The organism is Nostoc sp. C117 (assembly GCF_043099735.1).
Taxonomy (GTDB): Bacteria; Cyanobacteriota; Cyanobacteriia; order Cyanobacteriales; family Nostocaceae; genus Nostoc.
Genome location: NZ_CP170991.1, coordinates 5,635,702 through 5,661,226 on the forward strand (window position 1 = coordinate 5,635,702; position 25,525 = coordinate 5,661,226).

At 40.8% G+C, this 25,525-nt stretch carries 23 protein-coding genes; 15 read left to right on the plus strand and 8 right to left on the minus strand.

All coding sequences use genetic code 11. The features are described 5' to 3' along the window. Positions 1 to 45: 45 nt before the first annotated feature. From ACFG4S_RS24350 to psaA, 6 genes are all read right to left on the minus strand, one after another. Positions 46 to 975: a DNA-methyltransferase gene (locus ACFG4S_RS24350; RefSeq protein WP_392531516.1), complete on the minus strand. Its 930-nt coding sequence runs from the start codon at positions 973 to 975 to the stop codon at positions 46 to 48. Positions 976 to 1,134: 159 nt separating this feature from the next. Next, positions 1,135 to 1,503, minus strand: a complete 369-nt coding sequence (locus ACFG4S_RS24355) for a DUF5615 family PIN-like protein (protein WP_392531517.1) — start codon at positions 1,501 to 1,503, stop codon at positions 1,135 to 1,137. Next, a complete protein-coding gene (locus ACFG4S_RS24360; RefSeq protein WP_392531518.1) occupies positions 1,500 to 1,730 on the minus strand; it encodes a DUF433 domain-containing protein in 231 nt (76 codons plus the stop codon). Before ACFG4S_RS24360 ends, ACFG4S_RS24355 begins: the two co-directional genes overlap by 4 nt. Positions 1,731 to 2,216: 486 nt before the next feature. After that, entirely contained in the window at positions 2,217 to 2,423 is a 207-nt protein-coding gene (locus tag ACFG4S_RS24365) for a hypothetical protein (RefSeq protein WP_392531519.1), read from the minus strand. Between the two features lie 151 nt (positions 2,424 to 2,574). Further along, positions 2,575 to 4,800 carry a photosystem I core protein PsaB gene (psaB, locus tag ACFG4S_RS24370; RefSeq protein ID WP_392531520.1) on the minus strand — a complete coding sequence of 742 codons (2,226 nt, stop codon included), beginning with the start codon at positions 4,798 to 4,800 and terminating at the stop codon, positions 2,575 to 2,577. Positions 4,801 to 4,934: 134 nt separating this feature from the next. Beyond that, on the minus strand, positions 4,935 to 7,193 hold the full coding sequence (psaA, locus tag ACFG4S_RS24375) for a photosystem I core protein PsaA (protein ID WP_392531521.1): 2,259 nt from the start codon (positions 7,191 to 7,193) through the stop codon (positions 4,935 to 4,937). 537 nt (positions 7,194 to 7,730) lie between these two features. Between psaA and ACFG4S_RS24380 the strand changes: the two genes are divergently transcribed. Next, a complete protein-coding gene (locus ACFG4S_RS24380; protein ID WP_392536069.1) occupies positions 7,731 to 9,209 on the plus strand; it encodes a hypothetical protein in 1,479 nt (492 codons plus the stop codon). A 73-nt stretch (positions 9,210 to 9,282) separates the two neighbouring features. Here ACFG4S_RS24380 and glsA read toward each other — a convergent pair whose 3' ends face one another. Then, entirely contained in the window at positions 9,283 to 10,218 is a 936-nt protein-coding gene (glsA, locus tag ACFG4S_RS24385) for a glutaminase A (protein ID WP_392531522.1), read from the minus strand. Positions 10,219 to 10,291: 73 nt separating this feature from the next. On the opposite strand from glsA, the gene ACFG4S_RS24390 reads away from it, so the two are divergent. The 6 genes from ACFG4S_RS24390 (at position 10,292) to ACFG4S_RS24415 (ending at position 15,354) form a co-directional block, all read left to right on the plus strand. After that, positions 10,292 to 11,806, plus strand: a complete 1,515-nt coding sequence (locus ACFG4S_RS24390; protein ID WP_392531523.1) for a thioredoxin-like domain-containing protein — start codon at positions 10,292 to 10,294, stop codon at positions 11,804 to 11,806. Positions 11,807 to 11,911: 105 nt separating this feature from the next. After that, positions 11,912 to 12,262, plus strand: a complete 351-nt coding sequence (locus tag ACFG4S_RS24395) for a DUF952 domain-containing protein (protein WP_392531524.1) — start codon at positions 11,912 to 11,914, stop codon at positions 12,260 to 12,262. A gap of 20 nt (positions 12,263 to 12,282) precedes the next feature. Then, complete coding sequence (locus ACFG4S_RS24400) at positions 12,283 to 12,471, plus strand: DUF4089 domain-containing protein (RefSeq protein WP_392531525.1); 189 nt, start codon at positions 12,283 to 12,285, stop codon at positions 12,469 to 12,471. A 96-nt stretch (positions 12,472 to 12,567) separates the two neighbouring features. Further along, entirely contained in the window at positions 12,568 to 13,194 is a 627-nt protein-coding gene (locus ACFG4S_RS24405; protein WP_392531526.1) for a DUF4328 domain-containing protein, read from the plus strand. Between the two features lie 9 nt (positions 13,195 to 13,203). Further along, positions 13,204 to 14,598: an AtzE family amidohydrolase gene (locus ACFG4S_RS24410; protein ID WP_392531527.1), complete on the plus strand. Its 1,395-nt coding sequence runs from the start codon at positions 13,204 to 13,206 to the stop codon at positions 14,596 to 14,598. A 72-nt stretch (positions 14,599 to 14,670) separates the two neighbouring features. Further along, on the plus strand, positions 14,671 to 15,354 hold the full coding sequence (locus tag ACFG4S_RS24415) for a Uma2 family endonuclease (protein WP_392531528.1): 684 nt from the start codon (positions 14,671 to 14,673) through the stop codon (positions 15,352 to 15,354). A gap of 136 nt (positions 15,355 to 15,490) precedes the next feature. Here the strand turns inward: ACFG4S_RS24415 and ACFG4S_RS24420 are convergent, their stop codons facing one another. Then, positions 15,491 to 15,997 (minus strand): GNAT family N-acetyltransferase, encoded by a 507-nt coding sequence (locus ACFG4S_RS24420; protein ID WP_392531529.1) that lies wholly within the window; start codon positions 15,995 to 15,997, stop codon positions 15,491 to 15,493. Between the two features lie 38 nt (positions 15,998 to 16,035). Here ACFG4S_RS24420 and ACFG4S_RS24425 point away from each other — a divergent pair, with 38 nt between their 5' ends. The 8 genes from ACFG4S_RS24425 (at position 16,036) to urtD (ending at position 25,477) form a co-directional block, all read left to right on the plus strand. Beyond that, positions 16,036 to 16,926 (plus strand): isopenicillin N synthase family dioxygenase, encoded by an 891-nt coding sequence (locus ACFG4S_RS24425; protein ID WP_392531530.1) that lies wholly within the window; start codon positions 16,036 to 16,038, stop codon positions 16,924 to 16,926. Between the two features lie 92 nt (positions 16,927 to 17,018). Continuing rightward, positions 17,019 to 18,158: an NAD(P)/FAD-dependent oxidoreductase gene (locus tag ACFG4S_RS24430; protein WP_392531531.1), complete on the plus strand. Its 1,140-nt coding sequence runs from the start codon at positions 17,019 to 17,021 to the stop codon at positions 18,156 to 18,158. Positions 18,159 to 18,182: 24 nt separating this feature from the next. Beyond that, positions 18,183 to 18,605 carry an ester cyclase gene (locus tag ACFG4S_RS24435; RefSeq protein ID WP_392531532.1) on the plus strand — a complete coding sequence of 141 codons (423 nt, stop codon included), beginning with the start codon at positions 18,183 to 18,185 and terminating at the stop codon, positions 18,603 to 18,605. Positions 18,606 to 19,071: 466 nt separating this feature from the next. Beyond that, positions 19,072 to 20,400, plus strand: coding sequence for an IS701 family transposase (locus ACFG4S_RS24440; protein ID WP_392530294.1), 1,329 nt, complete (start codon positions 19,072 to 19,074; stop codon positions 20,398 to 20,400). 348 nt (positions 20,401 to 20,748) lie between these two features. Next, complete coding sequence (urtA, locus tag ACFG4S_RS24445; RefSeq protein ID WP_392531533.1) at positions 20,749 to 22,065, plus strand: urea ABC transporter substrate-binding protein; 1,317 nt, start codon at positions 20,749 to 20,751, stop codon at positions 22,063 to 22,065. 384 nt (positions 22,066 to 22,449) lie between these two features. After that, positions 22,450 to 23,610, plus strand: coding sequence for a branched-chain amino acid ABC transporter permease (locus tag ACFG4S_RS24450; RefSeq protein ID WP_392531534.1), 1,161 nt, complete (start codon positions 22,450 to 22,452; stop codon positions 23,608 to 23,610). 30 nt (positions 23,611 to 23,640) lie between these two features. Continuing rightward, positions 23,641 to 24,756, plus strand: coding sequence for an urea ABC transporter permease subunit UrtC (gene urtC, locus ACFG4S_RS24455; protein WP_392531535.1), 1,116 nt, complete (start codon positions 23,641 to 23,643; stop codon positions 24,754 to 24,756). Further along, positions 24,731 to 25,477, plus strand: coding sequence for an urea ABC transporter ATP-binding protein UrtD (gene urtD / locus ACFG4S_RS24460; protein WP_392531536.1), 747 nt, complete (start codon positions 24,731 to 24,733; stop codon positions 25,475 to 25,477). Before urtC ends, urtD begins: the two co-directional genes overlap by 26 nt. Positions 25,478 to 25,525 lie beyond the last annotated feature (48 nt).

Below are 25,525 nucleotides of genomic sequence, written 5' to 3' on the forward strand. Positions count from 1 at the left end.
TGATTAGTTATTATTTATAAGTTATAAATTTGAACTGCTCACTCCTCATTTTTCAATCTTCAAGTAATCTGAATCTTCACTAAAACGATAACGACTTCCCATTACATAATCCTCCTTAATTTCAAAAGATATCCATCGGCGTTGGAGATTCTGAGCAACAAAACCAGTTGTATTAGAACCTGCAAATGGATCTAATACTAAATCGCCTTCATCAGTTAGGAATTTGATGAAGAACTCAGCGAACCCTTGAGGAAAACGAGCTGGATGGGGTTTTAATTCTGCGGTTTTGCAGCGTCGTAAATAAGCGCTATTAGATTCAGTATTAGCAATTTCTAACAAATTTGGCGGAATTGCACCTTGGTTATCCTTTTGGAATTTATCAGAAATATCATGTCCACTTGGACGTATTTTTGCTTTATAACCATTTTTGAGTAATTGTTTCATACTTTGGCTATAAGGCTTTAAAACTTTTCTGTTATCTGCTTTAGGATTTGGTGTTTTAGACAACCACCAGACTGTATTTACTGAATCTTTCACACGAACCCGCCTGATTGTCACCCATTCAGCCGGGGTTGGCAGTCGAGCCGGATTATAGTGATAGAATTCTTGAGCTAGAAAAAAACCTACTTGCTTGCATAACCTAACTAAAAGTTCGTATTGGTAGATACTCCGTACAGGATTACCAGGTAGGTAAGCGCCACCTAAATCTAGTATGAATGAGCCATTATCTGCCAGTACTCTTTTAAATTCATAAGCGAAAGGTAGAAACCACTCAATATATTTTTCAGCAGTTTCATTACCGTATTCTTTTTTTCGTGTCAGAGCAAATGGCGGTGAGGTAAGAATTAAATTAATACTATTATCATCAATGAATTTAATCAGTTTCAGGCTATCACCTAAATATGCTGCTCCGTTCTGTTGGGTATAATAGGGATTAAAAATTATTTCTTTTGGTATTATTGATTCTTCTTGCAAGAGTTATAAAATTATCTCGTTTTTTCTAGTTATAACTTGTTTTGGTATTGTCTAAGTATTTAATTTTGAAAGTTATTTTTTAACGCAGAGGGACACAGAGGAAAGCTTAAAGGAACGCAGAGGAGTATATTAACTTTGTATTTTTGTGCATCAATGCTATCACTGTGAACGCCGGATTCGCGTCTGTATTTCGTCTGCCACTACAAGACAACCTTTCAAAGTTTCTAAAGGTTGCTCCTGTACAACACGAGACAAAATTTCTAGCACTGTTTGACGGCTACGGTTACGCGATCGCAATAGTAGAATACCAGGATGAGTGCCCGGTGGAAAGCGACGAACATCAGAGAAGTCTAAATCAAGGGTGATGAAAAACCGTTCCTCAACACAAACTTGCTGCCAAACAGTGTCATCATCCGCACCAGACAATCCTTCATCAGTCACACGGTCAGCATTGTAACCAGCTTGTTGCAAAAACTCGACGTGTGATTGTGCCATGTTCTCGTCGAGTTTCACTTTCATTCTATTCATCGCAGTGGCAACAATTCCTCTTCTCTGGTTAATTGTGCTGCATAAGCAATAGCTGCTCTAATATCTTCTAAAATCAATGGTGGATACTCTTGAACAATTTCCTCAAATGTTAGTCCCTCGGCGAGGTTATCAAGGATGACAGATACCATGATGCGTGTTCCTTTGATGCACGGTTTACCGTGACATACATTCGGGTTTTGAGTAATGCGTTCTTGCCAGTTTGTCATGGTTTTGAGTATCTATAATTAAGTTTAATTTTAGGAGTAGTACTTACAAAGCCTTTATATATGGGTATTAGTCTCACATTATAGAGTTATTGCTCACTACCCTATCCTATTACAGTACCATTTTTCACACGCAAATTAAGACGCGCTTACCCTGCTATATACACAGCTGAAGGCAAACTAAATAAGAAACCTATTACTATTAATTGAGAAGTTTAGTTATAGTTATGAACAGTTACCGACCGAAAAAATAATTCGCGTCAAATTGAATTATTTAGGTTATGGCCTTTTTTCTAGGAATGGTGGTTGATTATCATCTTTAGAAAAGATAAAATTATCTTCATCGTCAACAGTGATAGCTTAGTTACTTTCTAACCATCATTGCCTATTGTATCTATCGATAAAACTAAATCAGGGTGTAGCTTTTTTTACTCAAGTCTGTAAACGGAACCAAGGTTACTATATCACTATCACTTTTTGGAGAGACATTTAGATAGGTTCTCCGTTGTCAAGTGAGTATATATCTGGTTCATTTTCAAGAAAGTTAAAGGCTCCTCTAGTCTGTGCAAGTAGCAGTAGTTCATCAGTTGAAGTTTCTGAATCATCTAAAAATAGTTTTTCTTTCAAAAGCGATCGCTCTTCATCAGAGAGAGATAAAATTACTTGCAACAGTGATTCAACAAGTTTAGTGTTCATTATTATGGCTGTTTACCACTAAGATTAATTTTAGGCATATAAAAAGTTTTAATAAAAATATTTGTAAATTCAATAAATAGTTTAGTGTAAAAAAATCCCCCACCTTGCGGCAGGGGATTTTATTACTTATCTACAAAACTAGGAGCCGAAATTAACCGAACTTACCAGCAGTAGAAGCAATCAAGAATGCAGCGTAAGTCACGATGTAGCCAACAGTGAAGTGAGCTAGACCAACTACACGAGCTTGAACAATGGACAGAGCCACGGGCTTGTCTTTCCAGCGAACCAAGTTAGCTAGAGGAGTGCGTTCGTGTGCCCAAACAAGGGTTTCAATCAACTCTTGCCAGTAACCTCTCCAGGAGATTAAGAACATGAAGCCAGTAGCCCAAACTAGGTGTCCAAATAGGAACATCCAAGCCCAGACAGACAGGTTATTCACACCGTAAGGGTTGTAACCGTTAATCAACTGAGCAGAGTTAGCCCAGAGGTAATCGCGGAACCAGCCCATGAGGTATGTAGAGTTCTCATTGAACTGAGCGACGTTGCCTTGCCAAACACCGAGATGTTTCCAATGCCAGTAGAAAGTCAACCAACCGATGGTGTTGAGCATCCAGAATGTAGCGAGGTAGAAGGAATCCCATGCTGAGATGTCGCAAGTACCGCCACGACCGGGGCCGTCGCAAGGGAAGGCATAGCCGAAGTCCTTTTTATCGGGCATCAGCTTAGAACCACGGGCATCCAAAGCACCTTTGACCAAGATCAAGGTGGTGGTGTGCAGACCTAAGGCGATCGCATGGTGTACCAAGAAGTCGCCAGGGCCAATTGTCAAGAACAGGGAGTTAGTACCAGCATTGATGGCATCTAACCAGCCTGGAAGCCAAACGTTAGCGTAGTTAGGCCATGCTGTGTAAGCAATACTATCGGGGTTAGATAGTAATGTATCTAAACCGTACAATACCTTACCGTTAGCAGCTTGGACGAATTGAGCAAATACTGGCTCAATTAAGATTTGCTTTTCAGGAGTGCCGAAAGCAACTACTACGTCATTGTGTACGTACAAACCAAGGGTGTGGAAGCCCAAGAAAAGGGATACCCAGCTGAGGTGGGAAATAATCGCTTCTTTGTGCTTCAATACGCGGTCAAGAACGTTGCCTTTATTTTGTTCTGGATCGTAATCACGAACCCAGAAGATTGCTCCGTGAGCAAAAGCACCAAGCATCAGGAATCCAGCAATATACTGGTGATGCGTGTATAACGCTGCCTGTGTTGTATAGTCCTTGGCAATAAATGCGTAGGAAGGCATGGAGTACATGTGCTGTGCGACCAAAGAGGTTACAACACCTAGCGCTGCTAAGTGCCAACCTAATTGGAAGTGCAGGGAGTTGTTGTAGGTGTCGTAGATACCTTGGTGAGGTAGGTTAAACGGACCTTCAACAGGAATACCGAAGAAACTCTTGGCATTCAAGGCTTCTTTGAGGCTGTGACCAATCCCAAAGTTTGTCCGGTACATGTGACCAGCAACGATGAATAGAACTGCGATCGCCAAATGGTGATGAGCAATGTCAGTCAGCCACAAAGCTTCTGTCTGGGGATGGAAACCACCCAAGAAAGTTAAAATCGCGGTTCCTGCACCTTGTGATGTGCCGAAAACATGACCAGGAGTGTCAGGGTTTTGAGCATAAACAGCCCAGTTACCTGTAAAGAAAGGTGTCAAACCTGCTGGGTGCGGTGGGGTGTTGAGGAAGTTATCCCAACCTACGTGCTGACCGCGAGCTTCGGGAACAGCAACGTGAATTAGGTGACCAGCCCACGCCAAAGAACTTACACCAAACAAACCTGCTAAGTGGTGGTTTAGGCGATGTTCAGCGCTCTTAAACCATGCCAAGCTAGGACGGTATTTGGGTTGTAAGTGCAGCCAACCTGCGAACAGTAATACAGCTGCGAATAACAGCAGGAATACTGAACCGTTGTACAGTTCGGCGTTATTCCGCATCCCGATGGTATACCACCAGTGGTAGATACCAGAGTAGGTAATGTTTACGGGATTACTAGCACCAGCTTGGGTAAAAGCTTCGATCGCTGGTTTACCAAAGTGGGGGTCCCAAATCGCGTGGGCGATGGGACGGATGTGAAGGGGATCTTTAATCCACTGTTCAAAGTTACCTTGCCAGGCTACGTGGAACAGGAGGCTGGATGCCCACAGGAAGATGATTGCCAAGTGACCGAAGTGAGTTGCGAAAATCTTTTGGTAAAGATTTTCTTCCGTCATGCCATCATGGGTTTCAAAATCGTTGCCTGTAGCGATCGCATACCATATCCGACGAGTCGTCGGGTCCTGTGCGAGATCCTGGCTAAATTTTGGAAATTTTGTTGCCATAGGTTTAATAAATCCTCTGACCTTTAGCCATCAAATACCAGCGTTTAGAGTCCTGAGTTTTGAGTCCTGAGTTCCAAGTTTTGAGTATTTTCTCTGTACTCAGCACTCAGTACTCAGAACTCCACAACTGATTGCTACCCTACTGAAAGGATGTGTGCGTGGAAGAATGCCCAAGTAGTGGCAATTCCTCCTAAGAGGTAGTGAGCTACCCCTACAGCTCGACCCTGAATAATGCTCAGAGCGCGAGGCTGAATTGCTGGTGCTACTTTCAGCTTATTGTGTGCCCAAACAATGGACTCAATTAGTTCTTGCCAGTAGCCGCGACCACTGAACAGGAACATTAAGCTGAATGCCCAGACAAAGTGAGCGCCTAAGAAGAGTAGACCATAGGCAGATAGCGCGCTGCCATAGGAATTGATGACTTGTGTAGCTTGTGCCCACAAGAAGTCACGCAACCAACCGTTGATGGTGATAGCGCTTTGGGCAAAGTTACCACCAGTGATGTGAGTCACATTTCCAGCTGCATCTACCGTTCCCCAAACATCTGATTGCATCTTCCAGCTGAAGTGGAAAATTACAATGGATATGGAGTTGTACATCCAGAAAAGTCCCAGGAATACGTGATCCCAACCAGACACTTGACAGGTACCGCCACGACCAGGACCGTCGCAGGGGAAGCGGAAGCCTAAGTTAGCTTTGTCTGGAATCAGACGAGAGCTACGGGCATACAGCACACCTTTGAGCAGAATTAGGACGGTGACGTGAATGGTGAAAGCGTGAATGTGGTGAATTAGGAAGTCCGCTGTGCCCAAAACAATGGGTGCAGCTGCCACTTTCCCGCCAACAGCCAAAATACCGCCGCCAAAGACATAGCTAACTGGTTCTAGGGCATTGGGTGCAGTTGTACCAGGAGCTAAAGCATGGATACTTTGTATCCATTGAGCAAATACTGGCTGCAATTGAATCCCTGTATCAGAAAACAAGTCTTGAGGACGACCCAATGCGCGCATTGTGTCGTTGTGAATGTAAAGTCCAAAGCTATGGAAGCCGAGGAAAATACACACCCAGTTCAGGTGAGAAATAATCGCGTCACGGTGACGAATTACCCGATCCAAGACGTTGTTTTGGTTCACAACTGGATCGTAATCTCGCACCATGAAGATGGCAGCGTGAGCCGCTCCGCCAACGATCAAGAAGCCACCGATCCACATATGGTGAGTGAATATGCACAACTGTGTAGCGTAATCAGTTGCCAAGTATGGATAAGGGGGCATCGCGTACATGTGATGCGCGATGATGATGGTCAGCGAACCCAAGAAGGCTAAGTTAGTAGCCAACTGAGCGTGCCAAGATGTGGTCAGGTTTTCGTAGAGACCTTTGTGACCTTCACCGGTGAAAGGACCTTTATGGTTTTCCAGGATCTCTTTAATGCTGTGACCAATACCCCAGTTGGTACGGTACTGGTGACCAGCAATGATGAACAGGACTGCGATCGCTAAGTGGTGATGAGAAATGTCAGTTAACCACAAGCCACCTGTTACTGGGTTTAGACCGCCCTTGAAGGTGAGGAAGTCAGCGTACTGACCCCAGTTCAAGGTGAAGAAAGGTGCTAAACCAGCAGCAAAGCTGGGGTACAGTTCCGTTAACAAGTCTTTGTTCAAGATGAACTCGTGGGGCAAGGGGATGTCTTTGAGAGCAACACCTGCATCCAAAAGCTTGTTAGTCGGTGCGGACACGTGGATTAAGTGACCTGCCCATCCCAAGGAACCACAACCTAGCAATACTTGCAAGTGGTGATTCAGCATGGATTCCACATTCTGGAACCATTCCAGTTTCGGAGCGCGTTTGTGGTAGTGGAACCAGCCGGCAAATAAGAACAAGCCTGCTAATACCAAGCCACCGATCGCTGTGCAGTAAAGCTGGAAGGAGTTTGTGATACCCCAGCCGCGCCATACTTGAAATAAACCAGAGGTGATTTGAATGCCGTGGAAACCACCGCCAACATCACCATTTAAAATGTCTTGCCCGACAATGGGCCAAACAACTTGAGCACTAGGCTTAACGTTTAACGGGTCGCTTAGCCAAGCTTCGTAGTTAGAAAACTTCGCGCCGTGGAAAATCATCCCGCTCAGCCAAATTGTCACTACGGCTAAGTGGCCGAAGTGGGCTGAGAAGATCTTGCGGGAGATGTCTTCTAGATCGCTTGTATGTGTATCAAAATCATGGGCGAGTGCGTGCAGGTTCCAAATCCATGTGGTGGTTTTGGGACCTCTGGCTAAGGATCTGTCAAAGTGCCCAGGTTTTGCCCAAGCCTCAAATGAGGTTGGAACTGGGTCGTTATCGACGATTACTCTTGCCTTCTTTTCCTCTCGCTCCGGAGGACTTATTGCCATTCGACCTCCTCTCTTGATAAGGAATGAGGAATCATTAATACCACAAAGTTAACCATTACCGCATACTCCAGAATTTTACTGAAGCCGCGATGAAGACCCGATGTGGAGAGTTGTTTCTCGTTGAATTATAGAGTCTTCACTTGTACATTGTTAGAGATATTTTAACAATAATTCAAACTTGCTCAAATTTTGCTGGAATTACTGCCTTAACTGGCTTTTAACTTCAAACTTTTTGTCCAAAAGTCAATAGATTCTCCATTTAATTTACAAAGTATAACAATTCGTAAAAATTATGGTTTGGCTCTATCTAGCCAATGTTCGAGCTTTGACTACTGTAAGTCGTGAATATTTGTGTCATCTTTCAATTTTTATCAGTAAAAAGCTGTAGTGAGTATGGCTTATTTGAAAATTTCTGGAGATACACAGTGAAATTAATCTGGTGTGAGGCAGATTTCATCTTTTGGGCTATAGTTCCCTATGGACAGTTTGAGCGAAAATAATCTGTCAATCGTCGAAGACTATTACAGGGTGCAACGCATGAACTCGTGGCAGAAAAGGATATTAGAGAAACTCCTCCCTCAGAGATTCCCGATTCTCAGGTGGGTAATAACATTGGTACTGGTATTAGGCTTGAGCAGTTGTGGTGAGAAAGTCACTAGCCAGGAAGTATCTAATGTTTATAGAGAAAACTCTCCCCAGATTTCTCAAATTTCTCAGCAATTTTCGGAAGTTTCCCCACCATCTCTGATTCAAGAACTGCGTCCAATTTTAGAAGTTTATCAACCACAAGTAACAATTATTACTCCAAAGCCTGATGAAGTTTTCCGAGATAATAAAGTAACAGTAAGTTTTCTGGTGAAGGATTTACCAATATTTAAAGACCAAGAATTACAACTTGGTCCTCACCTACACGTAATTCTTGATAACCAACCTTATATACCTGTTTATGACCTGAATCAGCCGTTGGTTTTACCAGATTTGTCCCCAGGTACTCATACCTTACGTGTTTTTGCTTCGCGTCCTTGGCATGAAAGCTTTAAAAATGAAGGTGCTTATGCCCAGACAACATTTCACGTTTTCACTAAAACCGACGACAACAACCCAGATCCTAATTTACCGCTACTTACCTACAGTCGTCCTCAAAGCAGTTACGGAGCAGAACCGATTTTACTGGACTTTTACCTAACTAATGCTCCGTTACACTTGGTTGCGTCAGAAAATGCCAACAACAAATTTAGTGATTGGCGCATCCGCTGCACAATTAATAATGAAAGTTTTATTTTCGATCGCTGGCAAGCAGTTTATCTCAAAGGCTTCCAACCTGGGAAAAACTGGGTAAAGCTGGAATTTCTCGATAATCAGGGAAATCCTCTCAAAAATGCTTTTAACACGACAGTTAGGCTAATTGACTACCAGCCAAAAGGTAAAGATACTCTATCGAAAATTACCAGAGGCGAACTCACAGCATATGAGGTGCGCGGTATTGTAGACCAAAATTATAAATTCACACCTAAACCCACACCTATTCCTGCTGTTGAAAAAACACCCGAAATCCAACCGAAGGTAGAAAAACAGCCAATTCCGGAAACTCAAGTTCCAGAAGAATCTCAAGCACAGCCAACTGAACCAAAACTGGAAGTACCGATGGCTGCACCATCTCCCAGCGTATCTCCGGCACTACCAGAAATTATTCAGTCTCCAGCACCAGAAATCATTACGCCAACACTAGAACCACAACCAGAGGTAATACCAACTCCTGAATCTACCCCATTAGCCAAAAAAGTTGTACCTCAGCCAACAAAATCTAGATTTGGTGGGTTTTTTAACCGTCTAACGAGTAAGACACCTGCTCCACAAGTAACAATTGCGCCATCTCCTAGTTTGCCACCCACACTTCCAGAGATTATTCAGTCTCCAACACCCGAAATTATTACGCCAACACTAGAACCGCAACCAGAGGTAACGCCAACACCTCCTTCTGCTGAATTACCCGAAAAACAAGTGCAACAGCCATAAAACAAGGTTGAGAGGCAGCAGAGAAGTGAAATAAATCACTTTTCTTCTGCGTCATCTGACGCAGGAATATGAGTTAGAAAGTTTCAAAATTTTTGCTTTCAAAAATACTCAACTGCAACTCTTGTGCTACAGCCTCAACAAAGACAAGCCCTGCTATTGGATTTCCTACCCTATCCAACCCAGGACTGTAACAAGCGATCGCTCCTTCACCTGGTACTATTGCTACAAGTCCACCACCAATCCCTGATTTCATTGGCAGACCAATCCTAACTGCAAACTCGGCGGAAGCTTCATACAGTCCACAAGTTGACATTACAGCATTGACAATTCGACGGTTTTGTGGTGAGACAAATCTATTTTCACAAGCTAGCAGTTTTCCTAATAGGGCTAAGTCTTCAACTCGTCCAGATAAACAGCATATTTGCTCGTATGTGTCAAGGGCTGTTTTGAGATTTTCGAGATGACCTGCTTGGGTGAGATAATTAGCGATCTCTTCATTAACTTTTGAGCGGGTTAATCGCACTGAAGCCAGCATGACTTCATCTAAATATAGTTGGCAACCTGCTAATTGATTGAGCCATTGACAAAATAAGAGAGTGCGATCGCTTGCGTCCTTTCCTGGTAACTTATCTGCAAGGGTAATTGCCCCACTATTAATCATAGGGTTGCGGGGATGGCCGCGATCGGCAATAAGTTGTTCTAAAGAATTGAAGGGTAAATCTGATGGTTTAACCCCAACCCATCCAAAAACCGTTTCTGCTCCGAGATGTTCTAGCAGATAAAGTAGGGAGAATGTTTTAATTACGCTCATTAGCGGGAAAATACAATCTGTATCCCCAAAGCTAATGTTTTGTCCAGATTCACAGCAGATGTGAACTGCAAACCAACCAGGATTAGCTTTTGCTAATTGCGGAATGCGATCGGGAATTTTTCCTTGTTTAGCTTGGATTTTAGCTTGTTGTACCCAAGTTGACAACTCTGTAGTAGTTAATTTTTCAAGTCCTTTCACAACAAATATACCAACCTTAAATTACCTATAGTCAATGAGCATAACCCTTACATTTATTAATTTTTAATTACTTATGATTCCTCGTGTTAGAGCGCCAGAATTACCACAAGATTACTCTTGGCTAAACACCGATAAAGCCTTGTCTCTTAAACAATTCAAAGGTAGAGTCATAATTTTAGATTTTTGGACATACTGCTGTATTAATTGTCTGCATATTTTGCCAAATCTGAAATATTTAGAACAAAAATATAAGGATAGTCTTACTGTTGTTGGGGTTCATTCAGCTAAATTTGACAATGAAAAAGAAACAGAAAGCATCCGTCAAGCTATCCTACGCTATGACATAGAACATCCAGTTGTAGTTGATAGAGGTTTTCGGATTTGGGAAGAATATGCTGTGCGTGCTTGGCCGACATTAATTATTATTGATCCAGAAGGTTACGTGATTGCCCAGATTGCTGGTGAAGTCAACCGTGAGACTTTAGACGAGTTGACTCAAAAGTTAATTCAACAACACGAAAACAAAGGCACAATTAATTTCCAAAAAATCAGTTTGACTTTAGAAAAACAGCGCCAACCATTAATCACACCCTTAGCTTTTCCCGGTAAAGTTCTAGCTACTTCAATAGGTTTATTCATCGCGGACTCTGGACATCATCGCTTAGTTGTGAGTAGCTTTGATGGAGAAATTTTGCACTTAATTGGTACAGGAAAATCAGGTTTAACTGATGGTGCTTTTGACGAAGCGCAATTTTTTGCACCGCAAGGAATGACATTTGATGCAGAAAATCAGATTCTTTATGTTGCTGATACAGAAAATCATGTTCTGCGGCAAGTTGACTTACAACATCAAGTAGTAGAAACTATTGCCGGAACTGGTGAACAAAGCCGCAATATTCGTCCACATGGCGGTACTGGTTTAGAAACTCCGCTAAATTCCCCTTGGGATTTAGTGAAAGTAGGAAATACCCTATTTATTGCAATGGCGGGGCCGCATCAAATTTGGCAAATGGATTTAGAAACTGGCATCATTAAAACTTATGCTGGTACTGGTGCAGAAGCATGTATTGATGGTTCCCTTGCTGAATCTGCCTTTGCTCAACCGAGTGGTATTACTAATAATGGGCAAGAATTATATATTGCTGACAGTGAAGTTAGTTCAATTCGCGGTGTGGGAATTATAAAACCGTACCAAGTGCGAACTGTTTGCGGTAGTGGCGGTTTATTTGGCTTTGGCGATGTAGATGGACAAGGTGAAGAGGTGCGTTTACAACACTGTTTAGGAGTGGAATACGCTGAGAATGTTTTGTGGGTTGCAGATACTTATAACCATAAAATTAAATTAGTTAGTCTCAGTGGGAATTGTCAAACAGTTTTGGGAGATGGTATTAGTGGTTTAGAAGATGGCCAAGGTAAAAATACTCGGTTTTTTGAACCTTCAGGGTTGAGTGTTATGGATTCATATCTATATATTAGTGATACCAATAACCATGTTATTCGACGTGTGAATTTGAATACTTTTGAGGTCATAACACTAGAGTTTCTTGGGTTGTGTGCGCCTAATGTTTGTATTCCACCAAATTTATAGGATGATTAACTCACGCAGAGGCGCAGAGACACAGAGTTTTTCTTGGCGTATTTGCGCCTCTGCGTAAGAGATTAAATAATACAAAATAATCTGGATACAAGCAACATGAATACTATTCTCCACATCACTAAATGCCAACAATGGGAACAAGCAAAAGACTTAAACAGCTATCGCGCTGATTCACTCGATTCTGAAGGCTTTATTCATTGTTCTAAGTCAACACAAATTGTCAAGGTTGCAAATAGATTTTTTAATAATCAAAGAGAATTGGTTTTGCTTTTGATTGATTTTGACAAAGTGCAAGCTGAGATTCATTATGAGGAAGCTGAAATAGGTGAGTTATTTCCTCATATCTATGGGGAATTGAATATTGATGCTGTATATAAGGTGATTGATTTTGAAGCTGGGGAAAATGGTTTGTTTGAGTTACCGCAAGAAGTTATAGATTTAGAATAACGAACCGCAGAGGAAGAGAGATGGAAGGACAAGGGTTTGATGTGGGTGAGTATGTTGAACAGATGGCGTTGTTGTTGGATTTGGAGATCAGAGATGAGTATCGGGATGGGGTGGTGGCGAATTTTGAGAGAATTAAAGCGATCGCTAATTTTGTTAATGAATTTCCTCTAGCAGAAGAAATTGAAGTAGCACCAATATTTGAACCATAGTAGCTTAAATATGGCTATTTTGTAGTATTTTTACTGAGCTTTAAGTATAAATATTAATCATAATATATTAGCCGACAATGCCATTGGAAAGATGACATGAATAATTTGAATGATGCTAACTCATTGAAGTCGTCGGGTGTCGGTAAATTGTTGGTGCGTTTGCTTTGGTTGCTTTTAGGATTTGGGCTTGTATCTACATTTTTTTCTTTGTTGCAAGTAATAGCACAGCCAGTTTATCAGGTATTTGGTTCCCTTGATGGGCTGGTCTCAATAGTTTCGTTAATTCTCAGTCTAATTTCACTCGTTGTTTTTTTTATTTGGCTACATCGTCTCCATGCGGATTTAAAGAATCTCTTCGAGGAATATCCAATTACGCCAGGAGGTGCGATCGCCCGATTTATAATTCCCATATACAGCCTTTGGGGAATGGCTAACACTTTGTCCACTTTTGCGGAACGATTTAAAGTCGAAGGTGGCGATCTCACAGCTTTAAGCGAAGAAGTGCGATCGCTCATTGCACCACTCTATGGTTTTATAATAGGCTCAAATGCTTTGAATCGTATTGCTCTTACCCAAGCAGTTAAAAATCCAGATGATAAATTCTTGCCTGTTTGGTTTTTATTAGCTGGTTTTGTAGATTTAGGTCTGACCTTTACTTGGCTGAAACTAACAAAAACTATGGGGACTGCTGTTACTCAAAAAGCTAAACGCACTATTTCCTAATATTTGAGCATGAATCTTGACTCAGCCAATGCCATAACAATATCAGCTGCTGTACGCGCAGGTAAAGTTAGCGCAGTGGATATTACTAAAGCTGCGTTAGCACGAATAGCAGTGCGAGATCCTGAACTCAACTGTTTTACGGCTGTGATTACTGAGGCGGCTTTGGCTGATGCTGCACGTATTGATAGGGAAATTGCCCAAGGTAATAATGTCGGTGCATTGGCTGGTGTACCTTTTGCGGTGAAAAATCTCTTTGATATCTCTGGTTTAACAACCCTAGCAGGATCGAAAATCAATGCAGAAAATCCAGCAGCTACCCAAGATGCAACCGCAGTAACTAAGTTGAAACAAGCGGGTGCAGTGCTGGTTGGCGCTTTAAATATGGATGAGTACGCCTATGGATTTGTAACAGAAAATTCCCATTATGGTGCTACTCATAACCCCCATGATTTACAGCGAGTTGCTGGTGGTTCGTCGGGTGGTTCAGCGGCGGCTGTTGCTGCTGGGTTGGTTCCCCTGACGTTGGGTTCTGATACTAATGGTTCTATTCGGGTTCCAGCCGCGTTGTGTGGCATTTTTGGGTTGAAGCCGACTTATGGAAGATTATCTCGTGCTGGTGTAGCTTTATTTTCTAGCAGTTTTGACCACATTGGATCTTTTGCGCGTTCGGTGCAGGATATTGCTGCGGTTTTTGATGTGCTGCAAGGAAAAGACGATCGCGATCCAATTTGTACAAACCGTCAGCCTGAATTGATTTTACCGCAACTCAATCAAGATATCTCTGCAATCAGAATTGCGATCGCAGCTGATTATTTTACCAAAGGTGCAGAACAGTCAGCTTTAGCAGCAGTGCAAAAAGTTGCTGATGCAATAGAAGTCACTGAGTACGTGAGAATACCAGAAGCACACCGCGCCCGTGCAGCAGCGTTTGTGATTACAGCAAGTGAAGGCGCAAATCTGCATTTAGATAAGTTGCGTAGGCGTCCTGAGGATTTTGATGCAGCTACACGCGATCGCTTTTTGGCTGGGGCCTTAATTCCTAGTAGTTGGTATTTGCAAGCACAACGCTTTAGAAGATGGTATGGCGATCGCTTCCGGGAAGTATTTCAAAATGTTGATGTCATTCTTGCCCCAACTACACCTATCTTTGCGCCGCTAATTGGTCAAGAAACGATGATTTTGGATGGCGAAGAAATTCTTGTCCGTCCTCATTTAGGATTATTTACTCAACCCTTATCTTTTATTGGTTTACCTGTTTTATCAGTGCCAATTCAGCATCCAAATGCCTTACCTTTGGGCGTGCAATTGATAGCAGCGCCATATAATGAAGCTTTAATTTTACAAGTTGCAGCTGTGTTAGAGGCAAAAGGTATAGTTTCAGCACCAGTAATTTTTAATGGCTAATCGATCAGTTTTTAAGTCATTTTTTTGGTTGTAAAATGAATAATATCAGTAATTAACCATGATGAAAAAATTATGATATCTACTGAACAAACTAGTCAACTCTTAACAATTTTACCATTAGAAAATGGCGACAAACTGACCCGTGCTGAATTTGAGCGACGCTACCATGCCATGCCGAATCTGAAAAAAGCAGAATTGATTGAAGGAGTTGTTTACGTGGCATCGCCATTAAGAATCAAGAGTCATGGAGAACCTCATGCTTACATCATGGCTTGGATTGGAACTTATAAAGCATCGACGCCAGGCGTAGGTTTTGCAGATAATACCACTGTTTTATTAGATGCTGATAACGAACCGCAACCAGATGCTTTATTAAGAATAGAACAAGGTGGGCAAACCCGAATTACTCAAGATGATTATTTAGAAGGTGCGCCCGAATTAATTGTAGAAATTGCTGCTTCTAGTGCTTCCTATGATTTACATGAAAAACTCAAAGTTTATCGTCGTAATGGAGTACAGGAATATTTAGTTTGGCGAGTTTATGACCGTCAATTTGATTGGTTTAAGTTAAATGAAGGAGAATACATTAAACTTGATTCTAATGATAATGGTATAATATGCTCTCAAATATTTCCAGGACTGTGGTTAGATAAAGGAGCTTTATTATTAGGAGATTTAGCTAAAGTTTTAGCTGTTTTACAACAGGGATTATCTACGCCAGAACATCAAATTTTTGTTGAAAAATTATCTATTTAGAGACAAATGTGCCAGGTGTAGAACAGGATAACTGGCGCAGGGACACGCAGACGCGGAGATTTTTTTGGACAACTGATTAGGCAGACATGATATTATTTACAGCACGCATCAAAAGCGACATCTATTTTCTTAAAAGCTACATTGCATCAAAAGCAGGTGGATAAACAACCTTTCCCTTATAACTTTCTTGATAACTTTGCAGTGGCTTAACCATGAAGAATTCTTCTGGTACTGGAAAAGGAGACTCAATTCCGTAAACAACAGAAGGTTGAAAGCCAAAGCGAGTGTAAAATTCGGGATGACCTAGTACAATTACTATGGTTTCTTTTTTTGAGTCTGCTATTTCTAACCCTGCTTTCATTAATGCACTACCAATTCCTTGCCTTTGAAACTCTGGACGAACTGCCAAAGGCGCTAAACCGAGTATCTGTAATGTTTGTTCGCCCACTAAGTCAATATAGCTAAACAAAATATGACCGACTACAACACCCTCAATTTCTGCAACTAAGGAAAGTTCTGGAATATAGCCATCACAAGGGCGAATTACCTCCACTAGCTTAGCTTCGTTCTCTTGCCCAAAAGCTAATGTATTCACCTCAGCTATTGCTGGGTAGTCTGTCAAAGTTTCACAACGAATATTCATAATTTTAAAATCAATTCTCTATCCCCAATTAATTCTAAATGGTTTCAATTCCAATAATTGATTTAACTGCTTTCACTAATGGCAACGCTACAACTCGGCAAGCTGTTGTGAAACAAATTTATCAAGCCTGTCATGAAATTGGTTTCATGTACTTGCAAAATTCGGGAATATCAAAAGACTTAATAGAGCAAGTATTCAGCTACAGCAAATCTTTTTTCAATTTACCTTTAGAAGTGAAGCAAAAGCAAGCTTGGAGTGATGAATTTAGTAATACAGGATATGTTGCTATTGAGAGAGAACGCCTTAACCCCAATAAACCAGGTGACTTGAAGGAAGCATTTAATGTAGGGAAACAAGGGGCTGTAAATATAGATGCTTGTATTGTTGGCTTTTATGATAGTTGCACAGAATTGGCTAACACAGTATTGCAAACCTTTGCTTTGGCGTTGGAATTGCCAAAAGATTTTTTTACAACAAGACACAATCAACACAATCATACATTGCGATCGCTCCACTATCCCCCATTGCAAGCACAACCCAAACTCGGACAGGTACGCGCTGGCGAACATTCCGATTATGGTAGTATTACTTTACTTTTCCAAGATGACATCGGCGGGTTGGAAGTACAGACAACATCCGGGGAATGGATTGAGGCGGTTGCAATTCCTGATACTGTAATAGTTAACACTGGCGATTTAATGCAGAGGTGGACAAATCATGTGTTTTGCTCAACCAAGCATCGGGTCATGATTCCCAGTGATGAAAGGGTAAAGCAGTCTCGCTATTCTGTCGCTTTTTTCTGTCATCCTAATGATGATGTAGAGATTGCTTGTTTGGAGAGTTGCCAAAAACAGCATCCTATCTATCCACCTATCCTTGCAGGAGAATATCTTTTACAGCGTTTACAAGCAACTTATACTAATTCGTAATACTTCTCTACGAGAGGCTGCGCCAACGGCTACGCGGTAGTTGAGCATAGTCGAAACTCAATACAAGTTCGTAATTAAGATAGATATTTAAGATGAAAACATACGACTGGATTGTGGTTGGTGGTGGAATTACGGGGGCTGCACTGGCTTATGAATTGGGGAGAACGGGTTTTTCTGTGCTTTTGTTGGAGCAAGACCAAACACCACAGAATGCAACTCGTTATAGTTATGGTGGACTTTCCTATTGGTCGGGGACTACAAACCTAACTCGGCTATTGTGCAAAGAAGCAAGCGATCGCTATCACATCCTATCTCAAGAGTTAGATGCTGATATCGAGTTTCGGGAATTAGATTTATTACTGACTATTTCCGCTTCTAGTGACCCAAAGGCGATCGCTGCATCATATAATAATTGCGTCACTATACCCCGTTTGCTCAGTGTAAAAGCAGCTTGTGAATTAGAACCACTCCTAAATCCAGAGGCTATTTCTGGTGCTTTAACTGTCAAACATGGTCACATTCACCCAGAAAAAACAGCACAAGCTTACATCCAGGCTTTTTTGCGTGGTGGCGGTGACATGCAAATTACCAAAGTTTTACAAATACTCCAAAATGGTGTCAAAACAACTACTGCAACTTATCAAAGTGCAAATGTTGTAATTTGCGCTGGTGGACTCAGCCGCCAGCTATTAAAATCTGCTGGTATTTCCATCAAACTATATTTTACCCATGCAGAAATCATTGAAACCCCATCTATCGAGATCAGATTACGCACCTTAATTATGCCGGCTAAGGGGCAACGTCTGCCATTAGAAGCTGAATCTACTCAACTCGATCAATTGTGGGATGAACCTGGTAATGAGCCATTACCACCAATTTTAGATGCTGGTGCAATTCAGTTTCAAGATGGTAACTTACGCTTGGGTCAAATTAGCCGAGTTCTCACAGATCCTCATGCCAAGGTAAACTCAGAGACAAGTGAAAAATGGTTGCGAAAAAGTATCGGGCAAATTTTACCTACACTAGAGAACTTACCAGGAACTTGGTATCATTGCTTGGTGGCATTTAGTAATAATGAACTCCCTTTAATTGGTGCTACCCCAGGCTTTGAAAATATTCATGTATTTTCTGGGTTTAGTAATCCCTTGGTAAATGTACCGCCTTTAGCAAAGCGCTTTGCTAACTTTGCAGCTGGTAATGAAGATGAAGTTATTACAACAATGCTTGTCTGAAGCCTATTAGAACAGGAACCAGCCATGTCTTCTATTGAGGAAAACAAAATAATTGCTCAACGATGGTTCGACCTCATTAGCGAGCATAAAATTGAAGATATCTGCGAGATAACCGCCCCGAATTGGAAAATGCACGGCGGTCTACCAGGGCTTCCTCTTGGTCCAGAAGGGGTACGCAAGCTTTTTGGTTCATTTGGGCGTATCGAACAGAAATGGACGATTGAAGACATAATTGCTGAAGGTGAAAAAGTTGTTGTGCGTGCGACCAACACCTGTACCCAAGAGAGTTTCTTTGACGTACCTAGTCATGGTAAACAGCAAACGTTCACAGCTATCTTTATTCATTGCATCGTTGACGGGAAGATAATTGAAACCTGGCGAAACGCTGATGACTTGGGAAGACTTCTTCAGCTTGGGGCGAGAATTGAACCAGGAACATCTAAGTAGTAGTCTGTCAATAAATAATTGATGGATAAATTCCTTGTAGAGACAGCGATTTATTGCGACTCTCTAACCGTCAAAATGAATTTGACAGACCACTAGTAAGCTAATACACATTTTTTGAAAGTATATATGATCGTGTTGACTATCAATTATCAGGAATCAACCAAACCACAAGTAGCTATGCAATTTAAATATGTTTTAGCTGATAAAAATATCTATTAAGTTAACAAATTTTAATATTAAAAAGTTAATTTCTTATTACGAAAACAAAACTTTTTGTATAAGAAGTCACTTTTTCCTAGTAAACTATCGCACTAATATCACAATTTAATGATTGATATTGTCAGCTTGCTATGAGTCTGACTTTTCAGGGTATCTGGAAAACCTCACTTCTATCCCTCTTCTGTCACTTTCCGGTTATTCTAAATAAAAGAATAAAAAAAGAAAACCCTGAAAGGTAAGTAGGGCAATGGATGTAGAATTACAAATTTTGAAACATTTGGCAAGAGATGCTCACCCAACAGTTGCGACCATAGATGAATATTGTGCAGAGTATAAAGACCTGTTTAAAGAAGTAAGAAATTATGAATGCTTCAAATATTTACATCTGGGAATAATGTCACAAATTAAAAGAAAATCATTACCAGAGATAGCGAAAGTCGTAAGTATAAACTCCGCACAGTCATTACATCATTTTTTAGCCAATTCAGACTGGTCAGTAGATAAATTAAAACAACTAAGATTAAATAAACTTAAAAAAGCACTAAATGGAAATGCGATTACAGTAGTAATAGATGAAACCGGAGATAGAAAAAAAGGTAAAAAGACTGATTATGTAGCCAGGCAATATCTAGGAAGTGTAGGAAAAGTCGATAATGGAATAGTTTCAGTCAATGCCTATGGAGTTTATTCTAATATAACGTTTCCATTAACTGTAAAAGTATTCAAACCCAAAGGAACGTTAAAAGAGGAGGATAAATATAAAACTAAAATAGAGTTAGCGTCAGACATCATTACAGAATTAATTGAATCAGGTTTTAACATTAAACTGGTACTGGCAGATAGTTTATATGGTGAAAGTAGCCAATTTATTAGAAAAGTAGCTGAATATAAATTAGATTATGTCGTAGCAATAAGAAGTAATCATGGAGTCTGGTTGCCAGCAGGACAAAGCGTTAGGGCTAATAAGTGGTGTAAATTTGAAAGAACATTTAGCAATCAAAAATCAGAAACCCGATACATTAGGGAAATAATTTATGGTAAAAAAAGAGCCATAACTTACTGGGAAATAACTACTGACCCAGAAACCATGCCAGAAAATTCTACAACATTTGTGATGACAAATCTTCAAGGAAAACTCAAAAAAACTTTAGGCGATTTATATGGATTAAGAACCTGGGTAGAATATGGATTTCGACAGTGTAAACAGGAACTCGGCTGGACAGATTATCGGTTCACAAATTTTCAACATATAGAAAGGTGGTGGGAAATTATTTTTTGTGTGTACACAATGATTAGTTTAAATTCTCCAGCCTTCTTAAGCTTAAATAAATCTCGTCAAATTGAAGCTGAGGTTCAAAAAAATAGTGATGTTGATTTTTCTAATCATCAACAATGGAACCATGAATGCGGATGGAAAAATACTCTAAATAATCTGCGTCTCATTGCCCAACCACTCTTACTATTTTGGTTAATTTATCCCTGGATACATATTTTCCCAAATTCTAAATTATTGCTGGGATTCAATCAATTAATTAGTGCAATGAATCAATTTAAAACCTGTTATGCTTCTGGATAATTTCACTTTGTTACTACTTGCTTATCTCGGAGAGTGACAGAAGAGGGCTATAACAGTTCTCAGTTGAGTGAAATACAGACCTAACCCCCAGCCCCTTCCCACAAGGGAAGGGGAGTAAGATTCAAAGCCTCTCTCCTTTTAGGAGAGAGGTTTGGAGAGAGGTCAAAGTGTATTGCATCCAAACGAAAACCGCTATATTTCTCTTTTCTAAAAGGAGAGACTTTGAATTTTCCCCCTTCCCTTGTAGGGAAGGGGGTTAGGGGGTTGGGTTTTTCGTGGACTTTCCACATAACATGAAAAGTTAGGCTATGAGTTGGCTGATTCATCAAGAGGAAAATTCATCAAAATATGATAAGACGATTTAACCGACGCAAGTTTTTAATCTCCGGTTCTTTAAGTCTAGGAACTAGCATTTTTATCAAGGCTTGCGCGAATAATTCGCCAAGCGCTACAGAGAATCCATCTACACCTCCTACTGCTTCCCCAGCTGCTGCTAGTACTAATGCCACTATCAAAGTCGGCATATTGCATTCTCTCAGCGGCACAATGGCTATTAGTGAAAAAAGCGTTGTCGATGCTGAAAAATTAGCCATCAAAGAAATTAACGCTAGTGGTGGTGTTTTAGGTAAACAAATTGAAGCAATTACCGAAGATGGTGCTTCTAACTGGGATACTTTTAGAGAGAAAGCAACTAAACTCATCGATCAAGATAAAGTTGCTGTGGTTTTTGGTTGTTGGGCTTCTGCTAGCCGCAAGAATGTCAAGCCAGTATTCGAGAGCAAAAACCATATGCTCTGGTATCCCGTACAATACGAAGGTCAAGAGTGTTCTAAAAATATTTTTTACACTGGGGCTGCACCAAATCAACAAATCGAACCTTCTGTTGATTGGCTGTTAAAAAATAAGGGCAAAGAATTCTTTTTAGTTGGTTCTGACTACGTTTTTCCCAGGACTGCGAACACAATTATTAAAGCTCAATTAGAAGCTTTAGGCGGGAAAACAGTTGGTGAAGATTATTTACCCCTGGGTAACACAGAAGTTACACCCATTATCACAAAAATAAAGCAAAACTTGCCTAATGGGGGCGTGATTTATAACACTTTAAATGGTGATAGCAATGTTGCTTTCTTCAAACAATTAAAAGGGGCTGGATTAACACCAGAAAAATATCCCTCCATGTCTGTAAGTGTTGCTGAAGAAGAAGTTAAAGCAATTGGTGTTGAGTATCTTAAAGGTCACTATGCAGCCTGGAATTACTTCCAAACAGTAGACACACCTGCTAATAAAAAGTTCGTCGCAGCTTTCAAGAAAGAGTATGGTGAAGATCGGGTAACAAATGACCCAATGGAAGCAGCATATATTGGGGTTTATTTGTGGAAGCAAGCAGTAGAAAAAGCTGGGACTACGGACATCGCAAAAGTTAGTGCTGCGGCATACGGTCAAACTATCGATGCACCTGAAGGTAAAGTAACAATGGGTGCCAATCATCACATATCTAAAATTGTGCGGATTGGTCAAGTCAGACAAGATGGTTTGTTTGATATTGTTTATGCTACTCCTACACCAGTTGAACCAGTTCCTTGGAATCAATTTGTGAAAGAAACTAAGGGATTTAGTTGTGATTGGTCTGACCCAGCTAAAGGTGGTAAATACAAGAAAGTTTAAATAATTCGTAATTCGTAATTCGTAATTAATTACCAATTATGAATTAGTATCAAAAAAAGTAGGGTGTGTTATGGCTTTAGCCTAACGCACCAGCTTAAATAGCGGTGCGTTAGAGGTTGTTTGAAAAGTTTTATGTTGTCTACTAATCGAATGATTACCCCCCTTAATCCCCCTTATAAAGGGGGGAAATAAGAAAATCTGGTTCCCTCCCCTTTATAAGGGTAGGGTTAGGGTGGGGTAAAAGAATATTTGATACATCAATCATGGCTTTTCAAACATCCTCTTCGGCTCGTCATATTTTTTAGGGCAAATCATATCCAAATGTGCGCCTAACATACCCTACAGTAATTCTAATAATAAGAAACTCAATATATAGGGAAAAAAGTGTTAGCAGGATTTTTAGAGGCTGTATTTAATGGGATTAGTATTGGCGCTGTATTGTTAATTGCGGCCTTGGGATTAGCCATTATATTCGGTTTGATGGGTGTCATTAATATGGCACATGGCGAATTGATGATGTTTGGTGCTTATACAACATTTGTAGTGCAAAATGGCTGCAAACAATTAGGTGGCGTGTGGTTTGAAGCTTATATATTCTTGGCTTTAATTATCGCTTTTATTTTTACAGCCATTGTGGGATTAATTTTAGAAAAAGGTGTGATTCGATATCTCTATGGACGCCCTCTAGAAACTCTGTTGGCAACTTGGGGAGTAAGTTTAATCTTTCAGCAGTTTGTTCGCAGTGTCAATTGGGTATTGATAATTGGTATAGGGTTATTTTCTTTGTTGTTTTTTGGCGGTTTATGGATTTTAAATTCTCGCACGAATTTAGAAAAAGTTCGTAACTGGGTTGTGGCGGTATTGTTATTACTATCGCTAGGGATAACAATCACAACGAGCAATTTATTAAGTCAAACTTATCAGCTAGCAGTAACTCAACCTTGGTTCGGCGCTCAAAATGTCGATGTCACTGCACCTACTTGGTTACAAGCAGGGATGTCTTTAGGTGGTGTGCAATTACCCTTTGCGAGGTTATTTATTATTGCTTTAACAGTAATTTGTGTGGCAGGAATTTATATATTTTTACAACGTTCTAGCTGGGGTTTAAGAATTCGGGCAGTGACGCAAAACCGAAGTATGAGTGCTTGTTTGGGTATCCCAACTCAAAAGGTTGATGCGGTTACTTTTGCACTGGGTTCGGGTTTGGCTGGTGTGGCTGGTTGTGCGATTAGTTTACTTGGTTCTGTAGGACCAAATACGGGGCAAAATTATATTATTGATACTTTTATGGTTGTTGTGGTTGGGGGTGTGGGCAATTTAGCCGGTACGATTGTGGCTGCTTTGGCTATTGGTACAGCTAATTTTTTAATTGGTTCTGGGACTTTGGCTTTGTTATTAACTCCTGTGAAGCCTTTGGCTGATTTCTTTACTTTTTTTGCAACTACTAGTATGGCTAAGGTGATGGTGTTTGCGCTGATTATTGTGTTTTTACAGTGGAAGCCTGGAGGAATTTTTCCGCAGAAAGGACGTACTGTTGATGTTTAAATTTCACGCAGAGACGCGGAGGCGCAGAGAATGAGAAAGAGGGGAGGATTGTTAGTTGAAATTGGGGTGGCGATTGCGATCGCACTTTTGCTCATTATCATTATGCCATTGGTGCTTACGGAGTTTCGTTTGAATTTGTTGGGGCGATTTTTGTCGCTGGCGATCGCCGCTTTGGGTATTGATTTGATTTGGGGTTATACTGGTTTACTGAGTTTGGGACATGGTATTTTCTTTGGTTTGGGTGGATATGCGATCGCTATGTACCTAAAACTGCAAGTCCCTACTGGAGAATTGCCTGATTTTATGGGGCTTTATGGGGTTACGGAACTTCCCGCATTTTGGCAACCTTTTTATTCTTTTCCTTTGACAATAGTTTCTGTGGTACTAATTCCCGGGTTATTGGCAGGATTATTAGGATATTTAGTATTTCGGAATCGCCTCAAGGGAGTTTATTTTTCTATCCTGACTCAAGCCGGAACGATTGTCTTTTTCAACTTTTTTAACGGTCAACAAAAGCTATTCAACGGTACAAACGGACTGATAGATTTTACAACTTTGTTTGGGGCAACGGTTAGCGATACCAAAACCCAATTTGTTTTCTACACTTTGACGGTGGTATTTCTCGCCGCTACCTATGGGATTTGTCGCTGGTTGACAAGTGGACGCTTTGGCAGGTTGTTGATAGCGATTCGGGATGATGAAAGTCGAGTCAGATTTTCTGGCTATGACCCTACAGATTTCAAGGTGGTGGTGTTTGCAGTTTCCGGGGCGATCGCAGGTATCGCAGGAGCATTTTACACTATTCAAAGTGGTTCTGTTTCACCCAGAGCGATGGATATTGCCTTTTCGATTGAAATGGTGATTTGGGTGGCTGTAGGGGGACGCGCTACTTTAATTGGGGCGATTGTCGGAACTTTATTAGTCAATTATGCCCGGACTTTTTTAAGCGAACAATTTGCTGAAATCTGGCTATTTTTCCAAGGCGCACTCTTTTTAATTGTTGTCACAGTGCTTCCTGACGGCATTGTCGGATGGTTGCGTAGTCAGAATATTGCTCTTTTCCATCGTCCTCAAGAAATTGCGACATATCCCACCCTAGAAGAAGACCCCGAAGTGCAACATGAACGCGAAAATATTGGAAACTGAAAATGTCACTGTTAGCTTTGATGGTTTTAAAGCACTAAATCAGCTTAATTTTAGTATGGATGTGGGTGAATTACGAGTAGTAATTGGCCCCAATGGTGCCGGAAAGACAACCTTTTTGGATGTGATTACCGGGAAAGTTCAGCCAACTGTGGGGCGAGTTTTATTCAAAGGTAGAAACCTGCGTTCTTTACCAGAACATCGAATTGCACGGTTGGGAATTGGGCGCAAGTTCCAAACACCCCGAATTTACCTGAATTTAACACCGTGTGAAAATATAGAAATTACCATTAACAAGAATAAGAATGTCTTTTCTACTTTATTTAACAGTTCTAATACTGGAGAAAAAAATAATATTAAAGGCTTATTAGAAACCATCGGTTTGACTCCTAAAGCAGATATTAAAGCAGCTTTACTTTCCCACGGCGAAAAGCAACGTTTAGAAATTGGCATGTTAGTAGCACAGTCTCCTGATTTATTACTTGTTGATGAACCGGTTGCTGGTTTAACAGATGAAGAAACCTATAATATTGGTGAATTACTTTTAGCTTTAGCGCAGAGTCATTCAATTCTAGTCATTGAACATGATATGGAATTCGTGCGTCAAATTGCCAAGAAAGTCACAGTACTACATGAAGGTTCGGTGCTGTGTGAAGGCAATTTTGAAGAGGTGCAAAATGACTCTCGCGTGATTGAAGTATATCTGGGAAAACAGGAAGATTAAAGAAGTCGGAAGGCGTAGCGTAGGTTGGGTAGAGGAACGAAACCCAAC

Coding starts and splice junctions, on each gene's coding strand:
- ACFG4S_RS24355 (WP_392531517.1), bottom strand. CDS start 1,503: ATGAATAGAATGAAAGTGAAACTCGACGAGAACATGGCACAATCACAC.
- ACFG4S_RS24430 (WP_392531531.1), top strand. CDS start 17,019: ATGAAAACATACGACTGGATTGTGGTTGGTGGTGGAATTACGGGGGCT.
- ACFG4S_RS24360 (WP_392531518.1), bottom strand. CDS start 1,730: ATGACAAACTGGCAAGAACGCATTACTCAAAACCCGAATGTATGTCAC.
- ACFG4S_RS24440 (WP_392530294.1), top strand. CDS start 19,072: ATGGATGTAGAATTACAAATTTTGAAACATTTGGCAAGAGATGCTCAC.
- ACFG4S_RS24410 (WP_392531527.1), top strand. CDS start 13,204: ATGAATCTTGACTCAGCCAATGCCATAACAATATCAGCTGCTGTACGC.
- psaB (WP_392531520.1), bottom strand. CDS start 4,800: ATGGCAACAAAATTTCCAAAATTTAGCCAGGATCTCGCACAGGACCCG.
- ACFG4S_RS24420 (WP_392531529.1), bottom strand. CDS start 15,997: ATGAATATTCGTTGTGAAACTTTGACAGACTACCCAGCAATAGCTGAG.
- ACFG4S_RS24390 (WP_392531523.1), top strand. CDS start 10,292: ATGATTCCTCGTGTTAGAGCGCCAGAATTACCACAAGATTACTCTTGG.
- ACFG4S_RS24425 (WP_392531530.1), top strand. CDS start 16,036: ATGGTTTCAATTCCAATAATTGATTTAACTGCTTTCACTAATGGCAAC.
- urtD (WP_392531536.1), top strand. CDS start 24,731: ATGAACGCGAAAATATTGGAAACTGAAAATGTCACTGTTAGCTTTGAT.
- ACFG4S_RS24365 (WP_392531519.1), bottom strand. CDS start 2,423: ATGAACACTAAACTTGTTGAATCACTGTTGCAAGTAATTTTATCTCTC.
- ACFG4S_RS24415 (WP_392531528.1), top strand. CDS start 14,671: ATGATATCTACTGAACAAACTAGTCAACTCTTAACAATTTTACCATTA.
- ACFG4S_RS24400 (WP_392531525.1), top strand. CDS start 12,283: ATGGAAGGACAAGGGTTTGATGTGGGTGAGTATGTTGAACAGATGGCG.
- ACFG4S_RS24380 (WP_392536069.1), top strand. CDS start 7,731: ATGAACTCGTGGCAGAAAAGGATATTAGAGAAACTCCTCCCTCAGAGA.
- psaA (WP_392531521.1), bottom strand. CDS start 7,193: ATGGCAATAAGTCCTCCGGAGCGAGAGGAAAAGAAGGCAAGAGTAATC.
- ACFG4S_RS24435 (WP_392531532.1), top strand. CDS start 18,183: ATGTCTTCTATTGAGGAAAACAAAATAATTGCTCAACGATGGTTCGAC.
- ACFG4S_RS24405 (WP_392531526.1), top strand. CDS start 12,568: ATGAATAATTTGAATGATGCTAACTCATTGAAGTCGTCGGGTGTCGGT.
- urtA (WP_392531533.1), top strand. CDS start 20,749: ATGATAAGACGATTTAACCGACGCAAGTTTTTAATCTCCGGTTCTTTA.
- urtC (WP_392531535.1), top strand. CDS start 23,641: ATGAGAAAGAGGGGAGGATTGTTAGTTGAAATTGGGGTGGCGATTGCG.
- ACFG4S_RS24395 (WP_392531524.1), top strand. CDS start 11,912: ATGAATACTATTCTCCACATCACTAAATGCCAACAATGGGAACAAGCA.